Here is a 25,715-nt window from a genome sequence, read left to right on the forward strand (position 1 = left end):
CGCCGGCTCCAGCTCGACCCCCGCGCATGCTCCGCCAGTATGAGCTGATCGAGAAGGTCCGCTCCTACGATCCGACCGCCGACGAGGCGATCCTGAACCGCGCCTATGTCTATGCCATGCGCATGCATGGATCGCAGAAGCGCGCCTCGGGCGACCCCTATTTCGCCCACCCCATCGAGGTGGCGGGCATCCTGACCGACTACCGGCTGGACACTGCGACCATCGTCACGGCTCTGCTGCACGACGTGATCGAGGACACCCCGGTCAGCGCCCAGGACATCACCGACCTGTTCGGCGCCGAGATCAGCGAGCTGGTGGAGGGCGTCACCAAGCTCACCAAGCTGGAACTCAACAGCGAGCACACCAAGCAGGCCGAGAACCTGCGCAAGTTCATCCTGGCCATCTCCAAGGACGTCCGCGTCCTGATGGTCAAGCTGGCGGACCGCCTGCACAACATGCGGACGCTGCACTACATCAAAAGCCCGGCCAAGCGCGAGCGGATCGCCCGCGAGACCCTGGACATCTACGCCCCGCTGGCACGCTCCATCGGCTGTCACCGCATCTGTTCGGAGCTGGAGGAGCTGGCCTTCGAGCACCTGAACCCGGTGGCCCGCAACGCCATCGGCCGCCGGCTGGAAACCCTGCGCATCGAGCAAGGCGGCGCCGTGGCGGTGGTCTCCGGCGAAATCGCCTCGCGGCTTGAGGCCGGCGGCCTCTCGGCCCGGGTCTTCGGTCGGGAAAAGAACCCCTATTCGATTTGGCGCAAGCTGCAGCGCAAGTCGATCGGCTTCTCCCAGCTTTCCGACATCTACGCCTTCCGGGTCATCGTCGACACCGAGGATGACTGCTACCGCGCGCTTGGGGTCATCCATCGCGCCTGGCCCAGCGTGCCCGAGCGATTCAAGGACTTCATCTCCACGCCCAAGCGCAACAACTACCGCTCAATCCACTCCACCGTGGTGGGACCGCGTGGGATGCGCATCGAGATGCAGATCCGCACCGAGGCCATGGACCGGGTGGCGGAGGACGGCGTGGCCGCCCACTGGCGCTACAAGGACAAGTCCTACGGCTTCGACGCCGAGGCCCAGGCCGACGCCGGGGGCCGTGACCCCCTGCTCAACTTGCGCCATCTGGTTCAGGTGCTGGAGCATGGCGGGGACGTTGAGGAGCTGGTGGAGCACGCCAAGCTCGAGATGTATCTCGACCAGGCCTTCGTCTTCACACCCAAGGGCAAGTTGGTCAGCCTGCCGCGCGGGGCCATGCCGCTCGACTTCGCCTATGCCGTCCACACCGACGTGGGCGACACCTGCATCGGCGTGAAGATCAACGGCGAACTCAAGCCCTTACGGACGACTCTTCAGAATGGGGATGTGGTCGAGGTCATCCGCGGGGCCAAGCCCGTGGTGCCGCCGGACTGGCGCTCGCTCACCGTTACGGGCCGCGCCCGCTCCGCCATCCGCCGCCATATCCGCCAGACGGAGAAGGAGGAGTTCATCCGCCTGGGCCGCGCCACGGTGGACCAGACCTTCGAGCGCGCCGGCAAGGCCCGCAAGGACGTGGCCCTGAAGCCCGCCCTGGAACGCTTCGCCGTCGCCACAGAGGATGACCTGTTCGAGATCGTCGGCCGCGGCCGCATCTCGCCGACCCAGGTGTTGGACGTGATCTTCCCAGGCCTCAAGGCTTCGGACCGCGAGGCGGCCACGGCCGTGCGCCGGATCGAGGGTGGCAAGGCGGCCCGCCTCTACGTGCGCGGTGGCGGCCTGACGCCCGGCATGTCCCTGCACTTTGGCCAATGCTGCACCCCAGTGCCCGGCGATCGCATCGTCGGCATCATCGAACCGGATGGGGGCGGCCTGACGGTCCACACCATCGACTGCGCCAAGCTGGCGGAATTCGAGGACAAGGAAGACCTCTGGCGCGACCTGCAGTGGACGCCGGAGGCCGAGCGCAACACTGTCACCCTGTCGCGGCTCACCGCCACAATCCGCAATGCGCCGGGCGTGCTGGGCCAAGCCTGCACGGTGATCGGCGAGGCCGGCGGCAATATCGTCAACCTTCGCATGCACCGCCGACACGCCGACTTCTTCGACGTCGACTTCGATGTCGAGGTCAAGGACGCCCGCCACCTCACCCACATCGCCGCCGCCCTGCGCGCCAACCCGGCGGTTGAGACGGTAGAGCGGTCGAAGGGCTAGGACCTAAACCTCCACCGCCACGAACCGCCGCCGCCCGTTTTGCTGCACCGCGCAGAACGGATCGACGCAGCAGGCGGCGCGGCCGGATTCCACATAGGCCGCCTCGTGCCACCATTGGCCGCCCTTGCGGGCCGCGAGCGCCTTCACCGGGGTCACCTCGGCATGGGCCACGTCCTTGAAGGGCGCGATCAGCGTGGCGATGTCGAACACCTCGCCGCCCTTCATTACGTGGCGCACCGCCGCGGCGTCCTCGATGCGGACCAAGGGGTTGCCCTCGGTCACCACGAGGTCTGCCAGGGCGCCGACGGTGAGCGTCCCGAACGGCTGGTCCAGGAACTCGCCGGAGAACCGGGTCGCCGTGGTCAGGGCCTCGTAGGGGGTCAGGCCATACTTCACCATGGCCCGCAGGTTCATGTGCAGGCTGATACCGTTGAAATCGATGGGGGAATCCGTCCCCGTCACCACCCGCCCGCCGCTGCGCAGGATGTCGCGCAGGTGTTCGACGTTCTGGGCCAGGGACGAGAGCGCCACCGACGGATCGCCCGCCGCGGCCTGCTCGGCCCGCTCCAGCAGCCGGGCATATTCCCACGGCGGATAGAGGGCCTTGATGCGCGGGTCGTCCACCAGCGACCGGTCGGTTCCGTACATGGCCGAGGACGAGAACAGGGTGGGCGTCCGCCGCGCCCCGCTGTGGACGAACAGGGCGGTGACGTCCTGATAGCTGGTCCCCATCGGGCTGGTGGTGCGCGAATAGCCGAACCGGCTGGTGGCCCCGATATGCTCCATGCCGTCCAGGCCGAAGCTGACCGCCGGATAGTGATAGTGCGAAGTGACGTGCATCCCGCGTGCGTGGGCCCACTCGGTGATCTCGCGGCTGGCGGCCAGGGGCAGGCGCACATAGGACTTCAGCAGGTCGTAGGAGAGCGCCTCGGCCCGATCCAGCTCCAGCTGCATCTGGTCGGGCTCGGTCACCGGCCGCATGAAGTTGTAGTAGATGCGCGACCCGTCGATGGCCTCGCCGGTGGAGAAGTAGCGCGGCCCCACGCGGGCGCCGGCGTCCAGCGACTCCCGATCCTCCACCATGTGGTAGGCCGGCGACCCCGGCGAGCGGGTGGTGGTGATGCCCAGCGCCAGCCACAGGCGGCCCTCGCGGTCGCCATAGCCGTAGCCCTGCATCTGCCGGTGGGCGTGGATTTCCACCAGGCCCGGGATCACCGTGGCGTCCTTGGCGTCGATCAGTTTCGCGTCGGTCGGGCCCTGGCCGGCCGGCAGGATGGCGGCGATGCGGTTGCCGTCCACCACGATGTCCACGTCGCGCTTCAGGTCGGGGCCGAGCCCGTCCCACAGCTTGCCGGCCCGGATCACCGTCTTGCCCTTGGGCTTGGCGTTGGCCCAGGTCAGGGGCACGGGAATGGTCTTGGCCGAACCCCCGGCCGCCGCGATCAGATTCAGCTTGCCGCCCGACAGGTAGAGCAGCTGGCTGGAGTCCCCACTCCAGGTCGGGGCGTCGGTGACCTCGTCGGTCAGGGCCCGGGGCGCCGAGGTGAATTTGCCCTTGGCGTCGACCTCGACGGTCCACAGCCGGCTGGCGAAGACATAGGCGATGGACTTGCCGTCCGGCGACCAGACCGGGCCGTCGTCGCCCCGGGTGCCCAGGGACTTGTTGGGGGCGTGGGGTTGGTAGGTGGCCGCGCCGGTGGCGACGTCCACGGTCATGATCTCTGAGAGCCCCTCGCGGAAGCGGGCGTTGTAGGGCTTGAAGGCGGCCAGAGCGATGGTCTGGCCGTCCAGGCTCCAGGTCGGCTTGCCGGGCTCCCAGATGGCGCCGAACCGCTGCTTGATGGCGCCCGTCGCCACATCGACCGTGTGTAGGGAGCCGGTCTGGTCGAGGAAGGCGATTTGCTTGCCATCCTTGGACCAGGCGGCCGACACCGCAGCCCCGGCATGCCTCGTCACTTGGCGGTCGGCGCCGGTGGCGAGGTCGCGGACCCAGATATCCAGGCTACCCGCGCGGTCGGTGGAGAAGGCCAGAAGCTTGCCGTCCGGCGACCAGGCGGGGTCGCACTTCCAGAAGCTGTCCTTGACCAGGGCTGTGGGCTTGCCGCCCAAGGGCATGATCCACAGGTCGTTCAGCGCCCGGAAGGCCACCTGTTTGCCGTCCGGCGACAGGGCCGGGCTGCCGATGCCCACCACGGGCTTGGCCTTGGTGGTGTCGTAGTCGCGCTGCTTCTTGGCGTAGCTAGGCTTACGCACCGGCACGGCCAGGGAGAATTCGATGGTTTTCACCCCACCCGCGCCGCGGCGTTTGATCTTGCCGTCGGCGGCATAGACCAGGTCGCCGCCGGGCAGCCAGGTCGGGCGGAAGGGGAAGATGTCCTCGCCCCTCACCAGGGCGCCCTTGGAGCCGCGCAGCTCGGAAACCCCGTTGGCCAACACGTGATAGACGATGTCGGCGCCGTCCGGCGTGAAGCTGGGGCTGTGCAGCTCGGTGGGGTTCATGCGATCGGCGGAGACCGACAGGGTCGCGGCGGTTACGGATTTCCCCAAGGCGTCCACCATCTCGATGCGGGCGCGGTCGACGGCGAAGGCGATCTTGCTCCCGTCCGGCGACCAGCAGGGTTCGCAGGCCTGGCCCTTGGACTGCGCCCACAGCCTGATGGCGCCGGTGGCCACGTCCAGCACATGGATCGCATAGGGACCGGTGGTGTCGGAGGAGAAGGCGATGGTCTTGCCGTCCGGGGACCAGCGCGGCTCGCGGCAGTCGTAAGGCCCCTTGGTGAGTTGCTTCAGGCCCGCGCCGTCGGCCCCCACCGTCCAGATGTGGAAATTGCCGTCCCGGTAGGATTGGAAGGCCAGTGTCTTGCAATCGGGCGACCAGTCGGGCTGAGCGCCGTCCGTCAGGTCGTCGGTGAGACGGGTGGCCGCGCCGCCCTCGATCGACACGGACCACATCACCCCGAACAGGTCGAACGCCACGGCCTTGCCATCCGGCGCAGCGGTGACCGCGATATTGGTCCCCTCCACGATGGTGACGTACTGCGGCCCGGCCTCGACCGGCGCTTCGACAGGCTTGGCGGCCGAGGCGGCCACGGGGAGGGAGGAGGCGGCCAGGACCGTCCCTCCCAGGGATAGCAACCGACGACGATCTACGCCGCCGCCACGCCCGTCGTTCATGTTGCTCTCCGCTCTGAGTGGCAGTTGCACCCGGGTAGGGAAGTGCGAGGTGAGGTCCGGATCAGCCTTACGAGGCGCGCGCCAGACGCATCGCGCCCACGTAGCGCTCTGGATCGGCGTCGACGGTCACCCGGCGCATGTGGCGGCGCTGCCCGGGATAGTCGTTGAGGGCATAGTGCCAGACCGAGCGGTTGTCCCAAAAGGCCACCGAGCCCGGCGCCCAGACGAACCGCGTCGTGAACCGCTCGCTCCGGCAGTGCTCGAACAGGAAGTCGAGCAGCGGCTTGGACTCCCGCGTGCTCCAGCCTTCGATCTTCATCGTGAAGGCCGGATTGACATACAGCGCTTTACGGCCGGTCTCCGGGTGGGTGAGCACCACGGGGTGGATGAACTCACCGGTCGCGCCCTCGGCCTCGGCGACGTTCATCGATGAGCGCTTCTGTGCCGAGTGGCCGCTGGATGAATATTCCCGCCCCGCCGAGTGGACCGCGTTCAGCGTCTCGAGCGTCGCGCGAAGGCCGGGCGTCAGGGCCTCATAGGCGGCGGCCTGACTGGCGAACAGGGTGTCGCCGCCATAGTCGGGCAGTTGCACGGCGTAGAGGATCGAGGCGATGGAGGGATGCTCCAGGAAGCTCATGTCCGAATGCCAGCCACCGCCGAAGTTCACCCGGTCGGCCGGCTCCTTGATCACCTCCATCACCTCCGGGTGGTCGGCCATGCCGGCGACATAGGGATGGATGTTTAGCGGCCCGAACCGGCGGCCGAACGCCAGCTGCTGGTCCGGCGTCAGGGTCTGGTCGCGGAAGAAGATCACCTGGTGCTCGACGAAGGCCGCGCGAATTTCGGCGACGGTCACGTCCTCCAGGTTCTGCGAGAGATCGACCCCGGAAATCTCGGCCCCCAGGGCGCCAGCGGTGCGGCGGATGTGCAGATTCGACATGGCTCTCGTCCTCCCGGAGGTCTAAACGGCCCCACCGGGGGATTTCGTCATGTCCGTACGCGCCATTCAATACCTGCTGGCCTCAGTTTTTCTGGTTCTAGGGGGCTGGTGTTTGATCTCGCCCACCAGCGTCATGGCCCTCACCATAACCCCGGCCTTCCAGTCGGACGCCCCCATCGTGCCGATCCTGATGGGCGCCTTCGGAGCCCAGGCCCTGATCGCGGGCCTGTTCGCGGCCTTCTCGAAGTTCACCAAGGCGACCTTCCTGGCCTACGGGATCGGCCTGCTGCCGTTCTTCGGCTTCGACTACTGGTTCTACGCCGTGGTCCCCATGCTGACCCCGTTGGGCCTCGCCGACGCGGTGGGCAACGCGATCATGCTGGCGCTCTGCGTGATGGGCTGGCGCAAGGCTGAGCGCGCCTAGCTTTCCGCCGCCCCCGGGCCTAAGTCCGCCTCACGGCCCCGCTTCCAAGGATATCGCCATGACCTCCAACACGCTCACCTGGCGCTCGGCCCTGCTGGCGCTGGCCGTGGTGGCGGTGTGGGGGACCAATTTCGTGGTGATCAAGGTGGCCCTGACCCACCTGCCGCCGCTGACCTTCGCGGCTCTGCGCTTCACCTTCGCCCTGCTTCCGGCCGCCTTCTTCATCAAGCGGCCAGACGTGCCGTGGCGCAACCTGGCGGCCTATGGGGTGCTGATCGGCCTGGGCCAGTTCGGCATGCTCTACATCGCCATGCAGCACGATATCTCGCCGGGCCTGGCCTCCCTGGTGGTGCAGGTCCAGGTGTTCTTCACCATCGGGCTTTCCATGTGGCTGACCGGCGAGCGGGTGAAGCGCTTCCAGATCGCCGCCCTGGTGCTGGCCACCGGCGGCCTGGCGGTGATCCTGCTGCACACCGACGGCTCCACCACCCCCCTGGGCCTCGGCCTTGTCCTGATCGCCGCGGCAAGCTGGGCCGGCGGCAACATGGTGCAGCGCTCCACCCCCGGCGTGAACTCCCTGGCCTATGTGGTCTGGGCGAGCCTGTTCTCCATCCCGCCGCTGCTGATCCTGGCCCTGGTGTTCGAGGGGCCGCAGCGCATGCTGCTGGGGGTCCAGCACGCCGATCTGGGTACCTGGGGCGCGGTGTTGTGGCAGTCGGTCGGCAACACCCTGTTCGGCTACGCCGCCTGGGGCTGGCTGCTGGCGCGCTATCCGGCGGCCACCATCTCGCCCCTGGCCTTCTTCGTGCCGGTGTTCGGCATGGCGGCTTCGGCGGCCCTGCTGGGGGAGCCGATGCAGACCTGGAAGCTGGCGGCGGCGGGCCTGGTGCTGGGCGGCCTGGCGCTCAACATGTTCTGGCCGATGCTGCGTCGTCCGGCCACTCAGGCCTCGTAGGCGTACATCCGGTAGGGGACCTCTGCGCCCTGCGGCTTGGAGAACTTCATGGTGTCCTCCACGAAGTGGAAGCCCAGACGCTTGAGGATCGCGCCCGACGCCGGGTTCTCTGCATTGTGCCCGGCGACAATCCGCTTCAGGCCCACCGTCTGAATCGCGAAATCCATCAGCGCCGTGGCGGCCTCGCGGGCGAAGCCTTGGCCCCAGTAGGGCTCATCAAACCAATAGCCGATCTCGCCATAGGTCCCGTCTATGTCGTCGATGTCGGCGGCGCCGATCATCACCCCGTCCAGCAGGACCGCGAAGCGGTAGGCGGTCCCCGCCGCCCATTCCTGTCCGTGAAGGTCCGCCCACTCGACCATGGCCGCCTGGGTCGCCGGCCAAGGCGCCAGGCGCAGCATGCGGGTGACCTTCCAGTTGGACTGGATCTGCGCCATGCGCTGCGCGTCGCCGGCTTCGGTCGGGCGCATCACCAACCGGTTTGTCGTCAAACGGATGTCGCGGCTCAGCATGGATTGCGTCTCGATCTCCACCATCCCAGATGACAGCCTGATCCGGCTTCGCTATGCCGCGTCAAGGAGACGCCATCATGAACACCGAACAGGTCCTGGAAGAATTCCGCGCATCGGGCGCCCTGCGTGAGGGACACTTCGTGCTCTCCAGCGGCCTGCATTCCGGCGTCTTCCTGCAGAAGAACCTGGTCTTCCAGTATCCCGACCGCACTGAGCGCCTGTGCAAGGCGCTGGCGGCCAAGATCATCGAGGAGGTCGGTCCCGTCGATCTGTGCATTTCCCCGGCGGTGGGTGGCATCATTCCGGGCTACGAGACCGCCCGCGCCCTGGGCGTTCCCTCCATGTACGTCGAGCGGGAAGGGGGCAGCTTCAAGCTGCGCCGCGCCTTCTCGATTCCACCGGGCGCGCGGATCGCCATGGTGGAGGACATCGTCTCCACCGGCCTGTCGTCGCGCGAATGCGTCGAGGCCATCAAGGCGGCCGGCGGCAATGTCGTGGTGGCCGCCGCCCTCGTCGACCGCTCCGGCGGCCGCGCCGATCCGGGCGCGCCCTTCGTGGCCCTGGCCCGCCTGGACGTCCCGGCCTACCCCGCCGACCAACTGCCGCCCGAACTGGCGGCGATCCCGGTGGAAGACCCGGGCAGCCGGAGACTGCACGGATGAACCTTCTGCGCCTGGGCGTGAACATCGACCACGTGGCCACCATCCGCAACGCCCGGGGGGCCACCTATCCCGATCCCGTGCGGGCCGCCGAGATGGCCATGGCCGCCGGCGCCGACGGCATCACCGCCCACCTGCGCGAGGATCGCCGGCACATCTCCGACGCCGACATGGACGCGCTGGCCGTCATCACCCGCAAGCGCGGCATTCCGCTGAACTTCGAGATGGCCGTCACCGCCGAGATGGAATCCATCTGCCTGGCCCACGTCCCGCACGCCGCCTGCCTGGTGCCCGAGCGCCGGGAAGAGGTGACCACTGAGGGCGGGCTCGACGTCGTGAAGGGCCACAACGCCATCGCGCCTACCGTGCGCCGCTTCGTGGAGGCCGGCATCCGCGTCTCCTGCTTCGTCGACGCCGACCTGGACCAGGTCAACGCCTCCAAGTCGGTGGGGGCTCAGGTGGTGGAGCTCACCACCGGCCCCTATTGCGACGCCGTCCGCGACCGCTCGCCCGACGCGCCCCGCTTGCTGGAGAAGCTGCGCGCCACGGCGGCCGAGGCGCACCGGATCGGGCTCGAAGTCCACGCCGGCCACGGGGTGGACTATGAGACCGCCAAGCCCATCGCCTCGATCCCCGAGCTGATGGAGCTGAACATTGGCCACTTCCTCATCGGCGAGGCGATCTTCGTGGGACTGACGCCCGCCATCCAGCGGATGCGCGCCCTGATGGACGAAGCCCGCGCCGAGCGCGCCGCATGATCCTCGGCATCGGCTCGGATCTGTCGGACATCCGCCGCATCCAGGGCAGCCTCGACCGGTTCGGCGAGCGGTTCACTCACCGCATCTTCACCGAGATCGAGCGCACCCGCTCGGAGCGCAAACCCGACAAAGCGTCGAGCTACGCCAAACGCTTCGCCGCCAAGGAGGCCTGCGCCAAGGCGCTCGGCACCGGCATGCGGGCCGGCGTCTTCTGGCGCGACATGGGGGTGGTCAACATGCGCTCGGGCCAGCCCACCATGGCGCTGACCAACGGCGCGCTCGCCCGCCTGGAGACGATGGTGCCCGCCGGCCACAAGCCGGTGATCCACCTTTCGCTGACCGACGACCACCCCTACGCCCAGGCCTTCGTGATCATCGAGGCCGTGCCCGTTTGATCGTCATGGCCGGGCTTGTTCCGGCCATCCATGATCTCCGTGGTTCAGCAAGCACCCATGGCGTTCGCCGCGCGACCTGCAGCCAAGCGGAGATCATGGATCCCCGGGACAAGCCCGGGGGTGACGATTGTTGGTTGGCCTATGGCTTCAGGTACTTCCCGTACCAGGCCACGTATCGGTCCATGCGGTCCTTCAGGAAGCTCGGCCGCGTCAGGCCGTGGAACTGGCCGGGATAGATGATCAGCTGGGTATCGAGCCCCTGGCTTTTCAGGGTCTGATACATCTGCTCGGAGTTCAGGGCCGGGACATTGAAGTCCTTCTCACCCACCAGGAACAGGGTCGGGGTCTTGATCCTGTCGGCGTGGTAGAAGGGGTAGGAGACCTTCATCCAGGTGTCGAGCGTCTCCCAGGGCTTGCCCAGCTCCACCTCATAGTCGCGGATGTACTGGTCGGTGCCGTAGCCCGCCAGTACGTTGGAGATGCTGGCGCCGCTGGCGGCCACCTTGAAGCGGGTGTCCTGGGCGATCACGAAATTGGTCAGGATACCGCCATAGCTCCAGCCGCCGACCCCCAGCCGGTCCGGATCAGCGATCCCCTTGGCCACGGCGTCATCGACGCTGGCCAGCACGTCCTCGACAGCCTTGCCGCCCCAGTCAGCATAGAGCGCCGCGCCGAAGTCCTGGCCGCGGCCGTTGCTGCCGCGCGGGTTGGAGGCGACCACCACATAGCCCTGGGCGGCCAGCATCTGCCACTCCTGGCTCCAGCGCAGATTGTACTGCGACTGCGGCCCGCCGTGCAGGCGCAGGATGGTGGGGTACTTGCGGCCCGCCTTGAAGCCCGCCGGCCGGGTGATGAAGCCGTGCACCTCCGTCCCGTCGCGGCTCTTGAAGCGCGTCTCCTCGACGCTGGCCAGGGCGACGTCCTTGAGCCAGTCGTTCTGGTGGGAGAGCGGCCGCAGCTTGCCGCCCGACAGCGCGAAGACTTCGGGCGGATGGGTCGGGTCGCTCACCAGCACCGCCTGCCGGTCGCGGCCGTCGCCGTCATAGTCCAGCACCACCTGGCGGCCGCTCAGCAGCGGCGTTGGCGCGCCGCCCCCCGCCGGAACCTCGGCCAGCCGCTCGACCCCGTCGTCCTCGATCAGCATGCGGATGCGACGGCCATCGGCGGTCCACTGCGGGCTTGAGACATTGCGGTCCAGGCCGCCGGTGACCACACGTGGCGCCCCGCCGTCGGCGGAGACCACCGCCAGGTGGCGTACGCCATAGCCGATCAGCTTGGGTGGCCCGCCCTGCAGGTAGGCGATGGACTTCCCGTCGGGGCTCCAGGCCGGATTGCTCTCCCAGTCGGGCATGTTGTCGGCGCCCTCGAAGGTGGTGAGCGCCTTCACCGCCCCCTTGCCCGTGGCCTCGGCGACATAGACGTCCCAGTTGTCGTCGCGGTCGTAGTCCTTGGCGCCCTTGCTGACGAAGGCCAGGCGCTTGCCGTCCGGCGACCAGGACGGCAGGGCCTCCTCATAGCCGTCGGCGGTGACCCGCACCGGCTTCTTGTCGGTCAGGTCCATGACGTAGAGACGGCCCCGGCGGGCGCCGAGATAGCCGTCGATGTCCTGCTTGAACTGGAAGCGGTCGATGACGATGGGCAGGGGCCGCTTCTTGTCCTCCTCGACCCCTTCCTCCTTCGCCGGCTCCGGCTCAGGGTCGCGCAGGATCAGCGCGATGTGCTGACCGTCTGGGCTCCAGGCATAGTCCTCCACCGACAGCTTGCCCTGCGTCAGCTTCATCGCCTCGCCGCCGGTGCGGTCCAGCAGCCAGAGCTGGTCGGCCTCGTCCTCGTCGCCCCGACTGGAGACGAAGGCCAGGTAGCGGCCGTCCGGGCTCCAGCGCGGCTTGGTCTCGCTCTCCTTCGGCGTCGAGGTCAGCTGCACGGTGCGCCCGCCGTCCCAGGAGGTCATCCACAGATGGGTGACGCCCTTGTCGGCGGCCTTGTCCAGGTGTTTGACCTGATAGGCCACCCACGCGCCGTCCGGCGATAGGGCCGGGGCGGAGACCGTCTGCTCCTTGAACATGTCGGCCACGGCCAGGGCGCGCGGCGCGGCCCACGAGGTGGTCGCCGCGGTCAGGGCCAAGGCCCCGCCGATCCAGATGGCACGCATACGAACTCCCCCGACGAAACTGTGGGCGGATCATGTCGCCTGGGCGTCCGCCTCGCAATCCGTGGGCGAGGGCAGGTGAGGGGGCTCGCGTTTGTGCTAGGCTATTGGGCATGACGGACCCCTCCAGAGCATCGCGACGCCGGGTCGCCCACGGCCAGCACTGGTGGTTTGGCCTGGTCACCCTGTTGCTCGGCCTGGTCCTCACCCTGACGCCCGCGCCGGCCGAACGGCCGCCCGAGGGGCGCTCGGTGCAGCAGGCCATGGCGGCCCAGGCCGCACCTGACCTCGCGGCGCGCATCAAGGCCCTGGGGCGCGGGTTCGACGGCCGCGTCGGCATCGCCATCCGCGACATCGACGAGGGCTGGACCGTCGCCTTCGACGGCGACAACAAATACCCGCAGCAGAGCGTGTCCAAGCTCTGGGTCGCGCTCGCCGCCCTTCAGGCCGTGGACCAGGGGAAGATGGCGCTCACCGACACCGTGGTGATCCACAAGGACGACCTCAGCATCTTCCACCAGCCGCTGCGCAAATATGTCGGCGAGAACGGCTATCCGGTCACCGTCGTCGAGCTGATCCGCGGGGCCATCGCCCAGAGCGACAACGCCGCCAATGACGTGCTGGTGGGTCATGTCGGCGGTCAGTCAGCGGTGCAGGCGAACCTTGATCATCATAGGCTCAAGGGCGTCTGGGCCAGCCCGCCGGAAAAGGTCATGCAGACCCAGATCGCCGGCCTGGACTGGAAGCCGGAATACTCCTTCGAGCACACCTTCTGGACCGAGCGCGACACGCTGTCCCCAGAGGCCCGCTCGGTGAACCTCGATGAGTATCTGCAGGACCCCTATGACGCCGCCACCCCGGTCGGGATCGCCACAGCCCTGGCGCGGCTGAAGCGCGGCGAGCTGTTGTCTCCGGCGTCCACCAACCTGTTGCTGAAGATCATGGGCGAGACCGAGACCGGTCCCAGCCGTCTGCCCGCCGGCCTCGCGCCCGGCTGGACGCTCGCCCACAAGACCGGCACCGGCCAGGTCTGGGGGGCGGTGGCCACCGGTTTCAACGACGTGGGCGTCATGACCGCCCCCGACGGCCACAGCTACGCCGTCGCCGTGATGATCGCCCAGACCCGCCGCCCGGTGCCCGAGCGTCAGGACCTGATGGTCGCCGTGGCCCGGGCGGTGGTGGCGCACCACGACAAGGAAGCCGTCCGATGAAGTCGCTCTGGCTTGCGGCCCTGCTGATGTTGGCCGCCTGCGCGAGCGCGCCGCCGGATTTGCGGGCGAAGGTGGCGCAGGACATCAAGGATGACATGCCCCCCGTGCCGCCTGCCGGGCGCCTGTTCTCACGGGTCGACATCTCCCACGACGGCGTGGCCGACTGGCGTGTCGACTACGAGCGCTCCGGCATGGGCTGGTGCGGCACCGGTGGCTGCACCCAGAAGCTCTTCGTCAGTCGCCCCGGCGGCGCCTACGTCCTGGCCTTCGAGGAACAGACCCGCGAGTTCAGGCTTCGTCGGGGCCGCAAGGGCGCGGTGCTGGATATCGAGATCCACGGGACCAACTGCGGCCTCTCCGGCGTCAATGAGTGCCGCCGCAGCTTTCGATGGGACGAGGCCCAGGGCCGTTTCATCGAACAGTCGAACCGCCAAGGCGAGGGGCGCCTGGCCGGACCGCTGTTCCAGACCATTCCCGTCGCAGACACCGGCCTGCCGACCATTGTGGAGGTGGCTCTGGGCGAACTCACCGCCGCCTGCACGGGGCTCGGCGGCGACTATGTGGGCGGGGTGGTATCGCGATCGCCGGACCTGGACGGCGACGGCCGGCCCGACTGGATCGTCGGCTCCGAATACGGCGGCTGCGTCATGCCCGCCGCCGAGCCGGGCGGGGAGGCCACGCAACTCCCAGGTCCCGGCCTGCGGGTGGTCGCCGAGGACGCCGCGATTCTGGCCCTGGTCAGCCCGCTCTACGCCGTCGACGTCGCTACCACGCCGGCCACCTTCATCAGCATCACGCCGGCTGAGGACTGCGGCGGCTACGACCAGCAAGGCTGTATGGAGACCCCCTATCGCTGGGATCCAGCCTTCGGTCACCTGGTCGCCGGCCGAGCGGTTCGGGGACGATCCCTGCGTCTGGAATAGGCGCGACGGGCTCTGCGACCCATTCGCCTGGATAAAGAGTTCACGGGTGCGACTCTTGCCGCTGGGCTACGCAGCGGTTAGCTACAGCCTCTCAATGCTCCGGCGCGCCGGAAGTCCGGAACCCACCTATGACTGACGACGTGCACAGCGCCGACAGCTCCGACAAGTCCGGAGCAATGAATGAGGTCGTGGAGATCGTGAAAACGGTCGTCTACGCCCTGATGATCGCGCTGTTCCTGCGGGTGATCTTCTTCCAGCCATTCACGATCCCCTCGGCCTCGATGGAGCCGACCCTGCTCGAGGGCGACTACATCATCGTCTCGAAGTATTCCTACGGCTACTCGAAGAACTCGATCCCCTTCAGCCCGCCGATCTTCAAGGGCCGCATCTTCGAAAAGCCCCCGGACCGCGGCGACATCATCGTCTTCAAGCTGCCCCGCGACGGCCACATCGACTACATCAAGCGCCTCGTGGGCCTGCCCGGCGACCGGATTCAGGTGAAGGGCGGCGTGCTTTGGATCAACGGCAAGGCCATCCCGCGCAAGCCGCTGCCGCCGGTGATGGTGGATTCCGGCTACGGCTTCACCCGCAACGTCGAACGCTATGAAGAGACCTTCCCCAATGGGAAGACCTTCATCACCTACGACTTCGGCCCCGATGGCGACGTCGACAACACCGATGTCTACGTGGTGCCCGAGGGCAACTACTTCTTCATGGGCGACAACCGCGACAACTCGCTCGACAGCCGTGTCCCCTCGGAGATCGGGGTCGGCTACGTCCCGGCCGAAAACCTGGTGGGCAAGGCCCGGATCATCATGCTGTCCTGGAACAAGGGCGCTTCGCTCTTCAAGCCCTGGACCTGGGTCCTGGACGCGCGGCCAAGCCGGTTCTTCAACGTCCTGAAATGAACAAGCGCGAAGTCGCGGTCTCCGAACTCGAGGCCCGCATAGGCCACGTGTTCGGCGACCGCGAGCTTCTCGAGCGGGCCCTGACCCACGCCAGCGTCGGCGACGGGGCCACCAAGGTGCGCCACAACGAGCGGCTGGAGTTCCTGGGCGACCGGGTGCTGAACCTGCTGGCGGCCGAGGCCCTGATGGATCGCAACGCCGAGGCCCGCGAGGGCGAGATGAGCCGGCTGATGGCCACGCTCGTCAACTACCACGCCTGCGCCATCGTCGCGCGCGAGGTCGGCCTGCCCGACGCCCTGCGGCTGGCGGCCAGCGCCACCAAGATCGGCGCCCGTGAAAACGACACGGTTCTGGGCGATGCGTGCGAAGCCCTCATCGCTGCGCTATACATAGACGGCGGAATGGACGCGGCGCGGACCTTCTTCCAGACCTTCTGGGCGCCGCAGTTCGAGACCCTCGACGAGCCGCGCAACAAGGATTCAAAGACCCGGTTGCAGGAATGGGCCCAGGCCCAGGGCCTGGCGCTTCCGGCCTACAGTCTGGTCTCCCGGACCGGCGCCGACCACGCCCCCGTCTTCACCGTCCAGGTGGCGATCGAGGGCTACGAACCCCAGGCGGCCCAGGGCCGTTCGAAACAAGAGGCCGAAAAGGCCGCAGCTCAGGTGATGTTGTTGAAACACGAGACCGCCCAATGACCCGCGCAGGTTTTGTCGCCGTGATCGGCGCGCCCAACGCCGGCAAGTCCACCCTGACCAACCGCATGGTGGGCGCCAAGGTTTCGATCGTGACCCAGAAGGTGCAGACCACCCGCTTCCCCGTGCGCGGTGTGGCCATGGAGGGCGAGACCCAGCTCATCCTGGTGGACACGCCGGGCATCTTCACCCCCCGCCGCCGCCTGGACCGCGCCATGGTCCGTTCGGCCTGGGGCGGAACCGAGGACGCCGACGCCATCGTCCACTTGGCGGACGCCGCCGCCGAGATCGCAGTCAACGACGGCAAGGGCAAGGCCGCCGACCGCCGTGGCATGGCCGACGTCGACACCATCGTCGAGGGCCTGAAGGCCGCCGGCAAGCAGGTGATCCTGGCGCTCAACAAGATCGACGGCGTCAAGCGCGAGAACCTGCTGGCCATCTCGCAAAGGCTTTTCGAAACCGGGGTCTATACCGAGGTCTTCATGATCTCGGCGGCTACCGGCGCCGGGGTCGAGGATCTCACCAAGCGCCTGGTTGAGATGATGCCCGAGGGCCCCTGGCTCTATCCCGCCGACCAGACCGCCGACCTGCCGGTCCGCCTGCTGGCCGCTGAGATCACCCGCGAGAAGATCTACCTCCGCGTCCACGAGGAGCTGCCCTATGCGGCGGCCGTGGAGACCACCTCCTTCGAGGAGCGCAAGGACGGTTCCCTGCGCATCGAGCAGACCATCTATGTCGAGCGCGACAGCCAGCGCCCCATCGTGCTGGGAGCCAACGGCCAGACCCTGAAGTGGATCGGCCAGAAATCCCGCGAGGAGCTCACCACCCTGCTGGACAAGACCGTCCACCTGTTCCTGACGGTGAAGGTGGACGAGCGCTGGGCCGACAAGCGCGAGTTCTACGGCGACGTGGGCCTCGACTTCGACGTCTAGCTGATGGAATTCGAAGACGACGCCTTTGTGCTCTCGGCCCGGCCCCATGGGGAGTCCGGGGCCATTGTCGAGTTCCTCACCGCCGCCCACGGCCGCTACGCCGCCCATGTGCCCGGCGGGACGTCGCGGCGGATCAAGCCGTTCCTGCAGCCCGGCGCGCGGGCGGTGATGTCATATCGTGCGCGGGTTTCCGATCAGTTGGGCTCAGCGTCCGTGGAGCCGGTGGGGGAGGGGCCATCGGCCCTGTTCGACGACGCCCTGGCTCTGGCCGGCCTGTCGGCCGCCGCCGCCGTGGCCGCCGCGGCCCTGCCCGAGCGCGAGCCGCATCCGGGCGCCTTCTACGCCTTCGAGGCCCTGACGGACTCGCTGATACATCCCGACATCTGGCCGGCCATATTCGTGCGCTTCGAGGCGGGCCTGCTGCAGGACCTGGGCTTTGGCCTCGACCTTTCCAAATGCGCCGCCACCGGCGTGCTGGACAACCTGATCTATGTCAGCCCGCGCACCGGTCGAGCGGTCAGCGCCGAGGCCGGCGAGCCCTACAAGGACAAGCTACTGCACCTGCCGCCCTTCCTGCTCTCGGCCCAGGGCGGCATCGCGCCCGGTGACGTCCGCGCAGGCCTCGACCTCACCGCCCACTTCCTGCAGGCCTTCGTGTTTAACCCCTTAAACCGGCCGCTGCCCCAGGCCAGGCTCTGGCTTGTGGACCGTCTATCTGACGCAGACCGGCTCTAGAGACGCGGGCGCCCCGGCCCGCTAGAATCACCGCGCAACCGAGTTCGCGATTCTCCCATGTCCAAACACACCCCACCGCCGTTCGACGGCGACGGCGACCGCATCATCGACGAGCCGCTGTCCGAGGCCCTGTCCCGGCGGTATCTCGCCTATGCGCTCTCCACCATCACCGGCCGGGCCCTGCCCGATGTGCGCGACGGCCTGAAGCCCGTGCACCGGCGGCTGATGTATGCCATGCGCATGCTTCGGCTGGACCCCACCACCACCGCCAAGAAGTGCGCGCGCGTCGTCGGCGACGTCATCGGTAAGTACCACCCGCACGGCGACGTGGCGGTCTATGAGGCTCTGGTCCGCCTGGCCCAGGACTTCGCCCAGCGCTACCCGCTGGTGGATGGCCAGGGCAACTTCGGCAATATCGACGGCGATAACGCCGCGGCCATGCGCTACACTGAGTGCAAGCTCACAGTCGCCGCCCAGCTGCTGCTGGACGGGATCGACGAGGACGCGGTGGACTTCCGCTCCACCTATGACGGCGAGGACGAGGAGCCCGTCGTCCTGCCGGCCGGCTTCCCCAACCTGCTGGCCAATGGTTCTTCCGGCATCGCCGTGGGCATGGCCACCTCCATCCCGCCACACAACGCCGCCGAGCTGATCGACGCCTGCCTGCTGCTGCTGAGCAACCGCGAAGCCACCACCTTGGACCTGCTGGAACTCGTCCAGGGCCCCGATTTTCCGACGGGCGGCATCATCGTCGAGCCCAAGGCCTCGATGGCCGAGACCTACGAGACGGGCCGGGGTGGCGTCCGGGTCCGCGCGCGCTGGTCCAAGGAGGACAACGGGCGCGGGACCTACCAGATCGTCATCACCGAGATTCCGTATCAGGTGAAAAAGGCCGACCTGGTGGAACAGCTCGCCGGTCTGATCGAGCTCAAGAAAGCCCCGCTGCTGGGGGACGTGCGCGATGAGAGCGCCGAGGACGTGCGCCTGATCCTTGAGCCCAAGAGCCGCAACGTCGAGCCCGAGGTGCTGATGGAGAGCCTGTTCAAGCTCTCCGACCTGGAGACCCGCTTCCCGGTCAACATGAACGTCCTGGACGCCCGCGGCACCCCCGGCGTCATGAGCCTGAAGCGCTGCCTACAGTCCTTCCTCGACCACCGCCGCGAGGTGCTGGTCCGCCGCGCCCGCTTCCGTTTGGCCAAGATCGAGGCCCGGCTGCACATCCTCGACGGGATGGTCATCGCCTTCCTCAATCTCGATGAGGTGATCCGCATCGTCCGCTACGAGGACGAGCCCAAGGCCAAGCTGATCGCGGCCTTCGAACTGTCCGACATCCAGGCCGACGCCATCCTCAATACCCGGCTGCGCCAGTTGGCCCGGCTGGAGGAGATGGAGCTGCGCCGCGAGCATGCCGAACTGGCCGAGGAACGCGACGGCCTGGTGAAGATGCTGGGCGACGACAAGCAGCAGTGGAGACTCGTGGGCGTGGGCCTGAAGGACGTCCGCGCGATCCTCGGCCCCGACACCACGCTCGGCCGCCGCCGCTCGACCTTCGACGTCGCTCCGGTCTGGGACGCCGAGGCGGCCATGGAGGCCATGATCGTGCGCGAGCCGATCACCGTGATCCTGTCGGACCGCGGCTGGATCCGCGCGGCCAAGGGCCGGGTGGAGGACCCCTCGGAGCTGAAGTTCAAGGAAGGTGACAAGCTCGGTTTCCTGGTGTCCGCCGAGACCACCGACAAGCTGCTGATCTTCGCCTCCGACGGCCGCTTCTTCACCGTCGGCTGCGACAAGCTCCCCTCGGCCCGCGGCCACGGCGAGCCCCTGCGGCTGATGCTCGACCTCGACGACAAGACCGACATCATCGATCTGTTCCCCTTCAAGGCCGGCTCCAAAAGGGTGATCGCCTCGAAGGAGGGTTATGGCTTCGTCATGCCGGAGGAGGAGGCCATCTCAGCCCGCCGCGCCGGCAAGCAGGTGCTGAACGTCGGCGCCAAGGGCGCGGCCTTCGCCATGCCGGCCACCGGCGACCACCTGGGCGTCATCGGAGACAACGGCAAGATCCTGATCTTCCCTCTGGCCGAACTGCCGGAGATGCCGCGCGGCAAGGGCGTGAAGCTGCAGACCTACCGCGAGGGGGGCCTGCGCGACGCCATCATCTTCAACGAGGCCGACGGCGCCACCTGGATCGACACCGCCGGCCGCACCCGGGTCTGGGCCGAGTGGAAAGACTGGCTCGCCCGCCGCGCCGCCGCCGGCAAGCTGGCCCCCAAGGGCTTCCCCACCAGCAAGCGGTTCAAGCCGAAGTAGGTCTCAGCTAGCCAGCTTCTGCACCTTGGCAAAGGGGCTGAGGCCGAGCCAGGTCTGCATGGCCGAGGCGAGCCGCGGATCGCCGGTCAGCATCAGTCGTCCGCTGGCGACTGCGGCGCGAACCGTTTCGACCCCCATCCAGATCGCGGTCATGGTCCGCAGGTCCACGGCCGCGTAGAGGTCGACATCGAAGCCGGGATCGATGGAGCAGAGGTCGACCTCTCCATCGGGATCGACGATCAGCCACCAGGAACGCTCGACCGAGGGCAGCTCCGGATAGAGGAACTGGATCACGCTGCGCCGGTTCGGCAGCGGCGCGGGATCGAGGCCGCGTCGCATGTCCCACATCAGCAGCTGTGCATCGAGCTGCTGCAGCGACAGGTCCGCTTCGATCCAGCGCTGGCCCCAGATTCCATAGGCCTCCACCAGCGGTCGCAGGTCGCGCCCTGACGGCGTCAGCTGGTACTCGATGATATTGGGGTCGGCGTCAGACGCGGTGCGGGTCAGCACGCCGGCGGCCTCCAGCTCCTTGAGCCGCTGAGAGAGCAGGGCCGGCGACATCCTGCGCAGGCCGCGCCGCAGTTCGTTGAACCGGGTCGAGCCGGCGATCAGCTCCCGCAACAGCACCACGGTCCATCGCGTGCTGAGAATCTCCGCCGCCATGGCGACGGGACAGAACTGGCGATAGCTGCCTTGGGTCATGCGCCCCTCCATTCCAGGCAAACCTAAGGCCGGAGCGGGGCGGGGACTAGTTCAGTTACTGTATCGGCCAGATTCAGTTCCTGAACTGTCGGCGCGCTTCCTAGCCCGGCACATCCGGCGACGAGGACGGGCATGTGGCTTGTCCACCGGTGAAGGAGGCGGTGATGCCGCTCATTGATATCCAACTCATCCAGGGCGTGTTCACGCCCGAACAGAAGGCGGAGATGATCTCCAAGGTCACCGAGGCCATGGTCTCGGTGGAGGGCGAAGCCCTGCGCGGGGTGACCTGGGTGCGAGTCCAGGAAACCGCCAGCGGCCAATGGGCGATCGGCGGGCAGGCCCTGACCACCGAAGCCGTCAAGACGCTGAGGGAGGGCTGACATTGCGCGTTCTCAACCTCCTGGCGGCGACCGCTATGCTGGGCCTCGCAGCCGCGCCGGCCGGCGCCGCCTCGCTGTCCCGCAGCGTCGACGTGACGGGCGCGCCTTCGGCCGTCTGGGCCAAAATCGGCTCGTTCTGCGCGATTCAAGACTGGCACCCGGCCATCGGCTCCTGCGTCCTCGACGGTAAGAGCCCGCCGACCCGCACCCTGAAGACCAAAGACGGCGCAACCTTCGTGGAGCTGCGGACCGCCCGCAGCGACGCCGAGCATCGCTATGCCTACACCTTCATCTCGAGCCCACTGCCGGTGACCGGTTACACCTCGACCTTCCAGGTGGTGTCCAAAGGCCAGGGCGCCTCGACCATCGTCTGGAGCGGCGCCTATACGCCGAACCCCGGCAAGGCAATGGACGCCAATGACGCGCTGGCCGGCATCTATGAGTCCGGCCTGACCGCCATCAAGGCCAGCCTGGGCGGCTAGGCGGCGGTTCCTGACCGCAGGCGGGTCACCCCGTCCGCGGTCAGGGCTGGGGCGCTGGATCGTCCTTGGCGGGCCAGACAACCCCCCGGGGACGCGGGCAGGCAAGGTCGGTCGTCACCTTGACTTTCGGGCCCTCGGATGCGCTCTTCCGCGCCTTGATTTTCTAGAGCTTTGGCGACCATGCATCCCCACCGTTCCCATACCTGCGGCGCCCTCCGGTCGACGGACACCGGCCAGAATGTGCGCCTGTCCGGCTGGATCCATCGCAAGCGCGACCACGGCGGGCTGATGTTCATCGACCTGCGCGATCACTACGGCCTGACCCAGCTGGTGATCAGCCCCGAGACCCCCGGCTTCGACCGCGTCGAGCGCCTGCGCGCCGAGAGCGTTATCCGGGTGGACGGCCAGGTCCTGGCCCGCTCGGGCGACACCATCAACGCCAACCTGCCCACCGGCGAGGTCGAGATCCGCGTGGCGTCCATCGACGTGATCTCCGAGGCCGCCGAACTGCCGCTGCCGGTGTTCGGCGAGCCCGACTATCCCGAAGAGATCCGGCTGAAGCACCGCTATCTCGACCTGCGCCGCGAGACCCTGCACAAGAACATCGTCCTGCGTTCGAAGGTCATCCACTCGATCCGCAACCGCATGATCGGCCAGGGTTTTCTGGAGTACCAGACCCCGATCCTGACGGCCTCGTCGCCGGAAGGCGCGCGGGACTTCCTGGTCCCCTCCCGCCTGCACCCGTCCAAGTTCTACGCGCTTCCCCAGGCGCCCCAGCAGTTCAAGCAGCTGCTGATGGTGGCCGGCTTCGATCGTTACTTCCAGATCGCGCCCTGTTTCCGTGACGAGGACCTGCGCGCCGACCGCAGCCTGGAATTCTATCAGCTCGACGTGGAGATGAGCTTCGTCACCCAGGACGACGTCTTCGCCGCCATCGAGCCGGTGATGCACGGGGTCTTCGAGGAGTTCGCCGACGGCAAGAGCGTCACGCCCTATCCGTTCCCGCGCATCCCCTACCGTGACAGTATCGCCTGGTACGGCTCCGACAAGCCCGACCTGCGCAACCCCATCAAGATGGCCGACGTCTCCGAGCGCTTCCGCGGCGGTGGTTTCGGCCTGTTCGCCCGCATCCTGGAAGACGCCAAGAACGCCGTCTGGGCGATCCCGGCGCCGAAGGGCGGCAGTCGCGCCTTCTGCGACCGCATGAACTCCTGGGCGCAGGGCGAGGGCCAGCCTGGCCTGGGCTACATCTTCTGGAGCGAGGACCAGGGCGCCTGGGGCGGCCCGATCGCCAAGAACCTCGGCGCCGAGGCCACCGACGTCCTGATGAAGGAGATCGGGCTGGGGCAGGGCGACGCGGCCTTCTTCGTCGCCGGGGATCCGAAGACCTTCTACAAGTTCGCCGGCTCGGCCCGCACCAAGGTCGGGACCGATCTGAAGCTCATCGACGAGGATCGCTTCGAGTTCGTCTGGATCGTCGACTTCCCGATGTTCGAGATGAACGAGGAGACGAACCACGTGGACTTCTCGCACAACCCCTTCTCCATGCCGCAGGGCGAGATGGAGGCGCTGGAGACCAAGGACCCCTTGGACATCCTGGCCTACCAGTACGACATCGTCTGCAACGGCTACGAGCTTTGCTCCGGCGCGGTGCGGAACCACCTGCCGGAACTCATGCTGAAGGCCTTCGAGATCGCCGGCTACGGCCCCAACGTGGTCGAGGAGCAGTTCGGCGGCATGCTCAACGCCTTCCGGCATGGCGCCCCGCCGCACGGCGGCCTGGCTCCCGGCATTGACCGCATCGTCATGCTGCTGGCCGGCCAGACCGCCATCCGCGAGGTCATCGCCTTCCCGCTGAACCAGCAGGGCCAGGACCTGCTGATGAACGCGCCGTCGGAAGTCGACGAGAAGCAGCTCAAGGAACTGCACATCCGCCTGGCCCCACCGATCAAGGTCTAGGGACAGGCTCCAGGGCGGCGATCGTCTCGCGGATCAGCCGCAGGTCGCCGGCGATGTCGAAGTCCGGGCTCCAGGTCGCGCCCATGCGGACGATGACCAGGTCCTGGCTCGGCAGGACGTAGATCCGCTGCCCCAGTCGGCCCGAGGCGAAATAGGCGTCGCGCGGCATGCCCGCGCGCACGCGGCCCTTGGCGTTTGGCGCGTCCCCGGCGTTGGTCCAGAGACCGGCCCCGTAGTCCGATCCCAGGGTCGGGCGGGTCGACCAGGCCACCCAGCCTTCCGGCAGGATGCGGCGGCCGTCCACCACCCCGTCGTGCAGATAAAGCAGGCCCAGACGCGCCCAGTCGCGGGCCGGCGCGAGCATGCGGGTGGAGCCGATGGGCGTGCCCGCCGCGTCGGTCTCGAACACCACCCCGCGCATGCCCACGGGATCGAACAGCTCCCGGCGCGCGAAGTTCAGCACGTCGGTCTCCGAGCCGCCAACCTTCTGGCGGATGATGGAGGCGACGAGCAGGGTGTTGGGGCTGGCATAGTCGAACCGTTCGCCAGGCTTGGTCTTCAGCCGGCGGCTGGCGGCGAAGGCCGCCATGTCCGGCTCGACGAACAGCATCTGTGAGGTGGGATCGAACCCGGTGTCGGTCTCCTCCACCGCCAGGCCGCTGGTCATGCGCAGCAGGTTGTCCAGGGTGATGGCCCGGCGCGGATCACCCGGCTTCCAGGCCGCCACCGGCGCGGGCGCGTCCACCTCCAGCCGCCCCTGGCGCACCAGCACCCCTACCAGGGCGTTGATGGCGGTCTTGCTGGCCGAATAGCCCAGCAGCGGCGTATCGACCCCGATGCCCGGAGCGTAGCGCTCGGCGACGATCCTGCCGTGATGGACGATGACCACGGCGCGGACCCAGCGGTGCGGCGGCTTGGCCGGTTCGGCGAAGATGTGGTCGAGGGCGGCCTTCAGGACGGGATTTTCCGTCTCCACCGGCGCGGGTCCGGCCAGGCTATCCGTCCGCAGGGTCGGCGGCGCCAGCAGGGGCGCGGGCTCTGGCGGCCTTCCATAGGCCAGACGGCAACCCGCCGCGCCGCGATAGGTGGAGCGGCTGGCGAACAGGCCTGCCCAGCTCGCCTCCACCGCCCGGTCCGTCCGGTCGACCTTGTGGCGCAACAGCGGTCCCAGCAGCCGCAGGCCGGGATTGGGGGCGAGGCTCTGGGCATAGACCCGCGCCTCCGGCAGGCCGGAGACGAAGACCTCGGAGCACAGGGTCTGGGCGACATTGCCCGTGGCGCCCTGAATGGCGCGGTCGGGGCGGAAGATCAGGGCGGCGGCGGTCAGCAGGGTCGCGGTGACGATCCGGATCGCGGTCCGCCGGGACATAGGGCTCAGTCGGCGCTGGTCAGGTAGCGCGGCTCAGCGGGCGGCGCCGGCGCCGCGGGCGGCCGGGCCGGCGCGCGGGGCGCGACCGGCGCGACCGGCGGGGTCGGTGGCCGCCAGCCCGTCCAGCGCACCGAGCCGCCATGACAGCCCCGGGCCACGAGGCCGGTGGGCAACTTGGTCGAACTGTCGGCGCAGGCCTCGTCCAGCTGGTCCTGCTCCAGGTTGCGGGCCTTGGAGAGGTCCACCCCGTACAGCATCGTGCGGCGCAGGCTGGCGTCGCGGAAATCGGCGCCGGCGAAGGCCGCGCCCGACAGCACCGCGGAGTCGAGATTCGTGTCGCGGAACGAGGCGCGCTCGAAGCGGCCGCCGGCCAGCACCGCGCCCTGCATCGAGGCGTCGCGGAAGCTGACGCCGCGGGCGTCGGACTTGCTGAAATTGGCGCCGGTCAGCTCGCCGTCATTGAGCTGGGCGCCACTCATCGAGGCCTTGCCGAAATTGGCGCCCTGGCCCTGCAGATCGCGCAGGTCGGCGTTGGAAAGGTTGGCTGAGGAGAAGCTGACGCCCTTGGCCTCGACGTCGCGCAGCTTGGCGTCCGACAGGTTGGCCGAGCCGAAATTGGCGCCGATCATCTGGGAGTTCGACAGATCGGCCCGCGACAGGTCGGCGCCGGCGAAGTTGGCGCCGAAGAAGCGGGCTTCGCGCAGGTCCGAGCCCACCAAGGCCGCGCCGGCGAAGTTCGCGCCGTTGAACTGGGCGCCGGTGAGCTTGCGGCCCGACAGCTCGCACTTGGCGCAGGCGCCGCCGAAGGAGACCAGCTTGGCCACCTCCTTGTCGCCGGCCATGGCGCTGGCGGCGTTGGGCAGGGCCGCGATGGCCGTGGCGAGCGCCAGGGCCAGGGGCGCGATGCGGGTCAGGGGGGTGCGGTAAGAGCCGAACATGACGACACCATGTGCC

23 protein-coding genes are annotated in these 25,715 nt (G+C 68.2%); 16 read left to right on the plus strand and 7 right to left on the minus strand.

Annotated features, from left to right (window positions below):
* Nucleotides 1-26: 26 nt before the first annotated feature.
* Complete coding sequence (locus tag JKL49_RS10150; RefSeq protein WP_215340107.1) at nt 27-2,195, plus strand: RelA/SpoT family protein; 2,169 nt, start codon at nt 27-29, stop codon at nt 2,193-2,195.
* Nucleotides 2,196-2,198: 3 nt separating this feature from the next.
* On the opposite strand, the gene JKL49_RS10155 is transcribed toward JKL49_RS10150, so the two are convergent.
* Nucleotides 2,199-5,369 (minus strand): amidohydrolase family protein, encoded by a 3,171-nt coding sequence (locus JKL49_RS10155; RefSeq protein WP_215340116.1) that lies wholly within the window; start codon nt 5,367-5,369, stop codon nt 2,199-2,201.
* A gap of 67 nt (nt 5,370-5,436) precedes the next feature.
* The gene (locus JKL49_RS10160; protein ID WP_215340118.1) at nt 5,437-6,309 is read right to left on the minus strand and encodes a TauD/TfdA dioxygenase family protein; all 873 of its coding nucleotides are present in this window, start codon (nt 6,307-6,309) and stop codon (nt 5,437-5,439) included.
* A gap of 112 nt (nt 6,310-6,421) precedes the next feature.
* On the opposite strand from JKL49_RS10160, the gene JKL49_RS10165 reads away from it, so the two are divergent.
* Both JKL49_RS10165 and JKL49_RS10170 read left to right on the plus strand, forming a co-directional pair.
* Nucleotides 6,422-6,733 (plus strand): hypothetical protein, encoded by a 312-nt coding sequence (locus tag JKL49_RS10165; protein WP_215340120.1) that lies wholly within the window; start codon nt 6,422-6,424, stop codon nt 6,731-6,733.
* Nucleotides 6,734-6,791: 58 nt separating this feature from the next.
* On the plus strand, nt 6,792-7,688 hold the full coding sequence (locus tag JKL49_RS10170) for an EamA family transporter (protein ID WP_215340122.1): 897 nt from the start codon (nt 6,792-6,794) through the stop codon (nt 7,686-7,688).
* Here JKL49_RS10170 and JKL49_RS10175 read toward each other — a convergent pair.
* A complete protein-coding gene (locus tag JKL49_RS10175; RefSeq protein WP_215340124.1) occupies nt 7,676-8,158 on the minus strand; it encodes a GNAT family N-acetyltransferase in 483 nt (160 codons plus the stop codon). The two genes, JKL49_RS10170 and JKL49_RS10175, sit on opposite strands and share 13 nt — an antisense overlap.
* A 119-nt stretch (nt 8,159-8,277) precedes the next feature.
* On the opposite strand from JKL49_RS10175, the gene pyrE reads away from it, so the two are divergent.
* The 3 genes from pyrE to acpS are packed head-to-tail and all read left to right on the plus strand — an operon-like array spanning nt 8,278 to nt 10,012.
* Nucleotides 8,278-8,862, plus strand: coding sequence for an orotate phosphoribosyltransferase (gene pyrE / locus JKL49_RS10180; RefSeq protein WP_215340126.1), 585 nt, complete (start codon nt 8,278-8,280; stop codon nt 8,860-8,862).
* Nucleotides 8,859-9,617, plus strand: a complete 759-nt coding sequence (locus JKL49_RS10185) for a pyridoxine 5'-phosphate synthase (protein WP_215340128.1) — start codon at nt 8,859-8,861, stop codon at nt 9,615-9,617. The genes pyrE and JKL49_RS10185 overlap by 4 nt, the downstream gene beginning before the upstream one ends.
* Nucleotides 9,614-10,012, plus strand: a complete 399-nt coding sequence (gene acpS, locus JKL49_RS10190; RefSeq protein WP_215340130.1) for a holo-ACP synthase — start codon at nt 9,614-9,616, stop codon at nt 10,010-10,012. Before JKL49_RS10185 ends, acpS begins: the two co-directional genes overlap by 4 nt.
* A gap of 139 nt (nt 10,013-10,151) precedes the next feature.
* Here acpS and JKL49_RS10195 read toward each other — a convergent pair whose 3' ends face one another.
* Entirely contained in the window at nt 10,152-12,164 is a 2,013-nt protein-coding gene (locus JKL49_RS10195) for an alpha/beta hydrolase family protein (RefSeq protein WP_215340132.1), read from the minus strand.
* A 110-nt stretch (nt 12,165-12,274) separates the two neighbouring features.
* Between JKL49_RS10195 and bla the strand changes: the two genes are divergently transcribed.
* The 7 genes from bla (at nt 12,275) to parC (ending at nt 19,869) form a co-directional block, all read left to right on the plus strand.
* Complete coding sequence (gene bla, locus JKL49_RS10200; RefSeq protein ID WP_215340134.1) at nt 12,275-13,372, plus strand: class A beta-lactamase; 1,098 nt, start codon at nt 12,275-12,277, stop codon at nt 13,370-13,372.
* Nucleotides 13,369-14,295: a hypothetical protein gene (locus JKL49_RS10205; RefSeq protein ID WP_215340136.1), complete on the plus strand. Its 927-nt coding sequence runs from the start codon at nt 13,369-13,371 to the stop codon at nt 14,293-14,295. Before bla ends, JKL49_RS10205 begins: the two co-directional genes overlap by 4 nt.
* Before the next feature lie 128 nt (nt 14,296-14,423).
* A complete protein-coding gene (gene lepB, locus JKL49_RS10210; RefSeq protein ID WP_215340137.1) occupies nt 14,424-15,203 on the plus strand; it encodes a signal peptidase I in 780 nt (259 codons plus the stop codon).
* A complete protein-coding gene (gene rnc, locus JKL49_RS10215; RefSeq protein ID WP_215340145.1) occupies nt 15,200-15,898 on the plus strand; it encodes a ribonuclease III in 699 nt (232 codons plus the stop codon). The genes lepB and rnc overlap by 4 nt, the downstream gene beginning before the upstream one ends.
* Entirely contained in the window at nt 15,895-16,827 is a 933-nt protein-coding gene (gene era / locus JKL49_RS10220; RefSeq protein ID WP_215340147.1) for a GTPase Era, read from the plus strand. The genes rnc and era overlap by 4 nt, the downstream gene beginning before the upstream one ends.
* Nucleotides 16,828-16,830: 3 nt before the next feature.
* Nucleotides 16,831-17,562, plus strand: coding sequence for a DNA repair protein RecO (gene recO, locus JKL49_RS10225; protein ID WP_215340149.1), 732 nt, complete (start codon nt 16,831-16,833; stop codon nt 17,560-17,562).
* 57 nt (nt 17,563-17,619) lie between these two features.
* Entirely contained in the window at nt 17,620-19,869 is a 2,250-nt protein-coding gene (gene parC / locus JKL49_RS10230) for a DNA topoisomerase IV subunit A (protein ID WP_215340151.1), read from the plus strand.
* Nucleotides 19,870-19,872: 3 nt separating this feature from the next.
* Here the strand turns inward: parC and JKL49_RS10235 are convergent, their stop codons facing one another.
* Entirely contained in the window at nt 19,873-20,571 is a 699-nt protein-coding gene (locus JKL49_RS10235) for a winged helix-turn-helix transcriptional regulator (protein WP_215340153.1), read from the minus strand.
* A 164-nt stretch (nt 20,572-20,735) separates the two neighbouring features.
* On the opposite strand from JKL49_RS10235, the gene JKL49_RS10240 reads away from it, so the two are divergent.
* The 3 genes from JKL49_RS10240 to aspS all read left to right on the plus strand — a co-directional run bounded on the left by JKL49_RS10240 (nt 20,736) and on the right by aspS (nt 23,392).
* The gene (locus JKL49_RS10240; protein ID WP_215340155.1) at nt 20,736-20,951 is read left to right on the plus strand and encodes a tautomerase family protein; all 216 of its coding nucleotides are present in this window, start codon (nt 20,736-20,738) and stop codon (nt 20,949-20,951) included.
* Nucleotides 20,952-20,953: 2 nt separating this feature from the next.
* Nucleotides 20,954-21,433: an SRPBCC family protein gene (locus JKL49_RS10245; protein ID WP_215340157.1), complete on the plus strand. Its 480-nt coding sequence runs from the start codon at nt 20,954-20,956 to the stop codon at nt 21,431-21,433.
* A 171-nt stretch (nt 21,434-21,604) separates the two neighbouring features.
* A complete protein-coding gene (gene aspS, locus JKL49_RS10250; RefSeq protein ID WP_215340159.1) occupies nt 21,605-23,392 on the plus strand; it encodes an aspartate--tRNA ligase in 1,788 nt (595 codons plus the stop codon).
* On the opposite strand, the gene JKL49_RS10255 is transcribed toward aspS, so the two are convergent.
* Both JKL49_RS10255 and JKL49_RS10260 read right to left on the minus strand, forming a co-directional pair.
* The gene (locus JKL49_RS10255) at nt 23,382-24,761 is read right to left on the minus strand and encodes a serine hydrolase domain-containing protein (protein WP_215340161.1); all 1,380 of its coding nucleotides are present in this window, start codon (nt 24,759-24,761) and stop codon (nt 23,382-23,384) included. The genes aspS and JKL49_RS10255 overlap by 11 nt on opposite strands.
* A 5-nt stretch (nt 24,762-24,766) precedes the next feature.
* Complete coding sequence (locus JKL49_RS10260) at nt 24,767-25,699, minus strand: pentapeptide repeat-containing protein (RefSeq protein ID WP_215340163.1); 933 nt, start codon at nt 25,697-25,699, stop codon at nt 24,767-24,769.
* Nucleotides 25,700-25,715: the final 16 nt, after the last annotated feature.

The organism is Phenylobacterium glaciei, from assembly GCF_016772415.1.
GTDB classification, from domain to species: Bacteria; Pseudomonadota; Alphaproteobacteria; order Caulobacterales; family Caulobacteraceae; genus Phenylobacterium; species Phenylobacterium glaciei.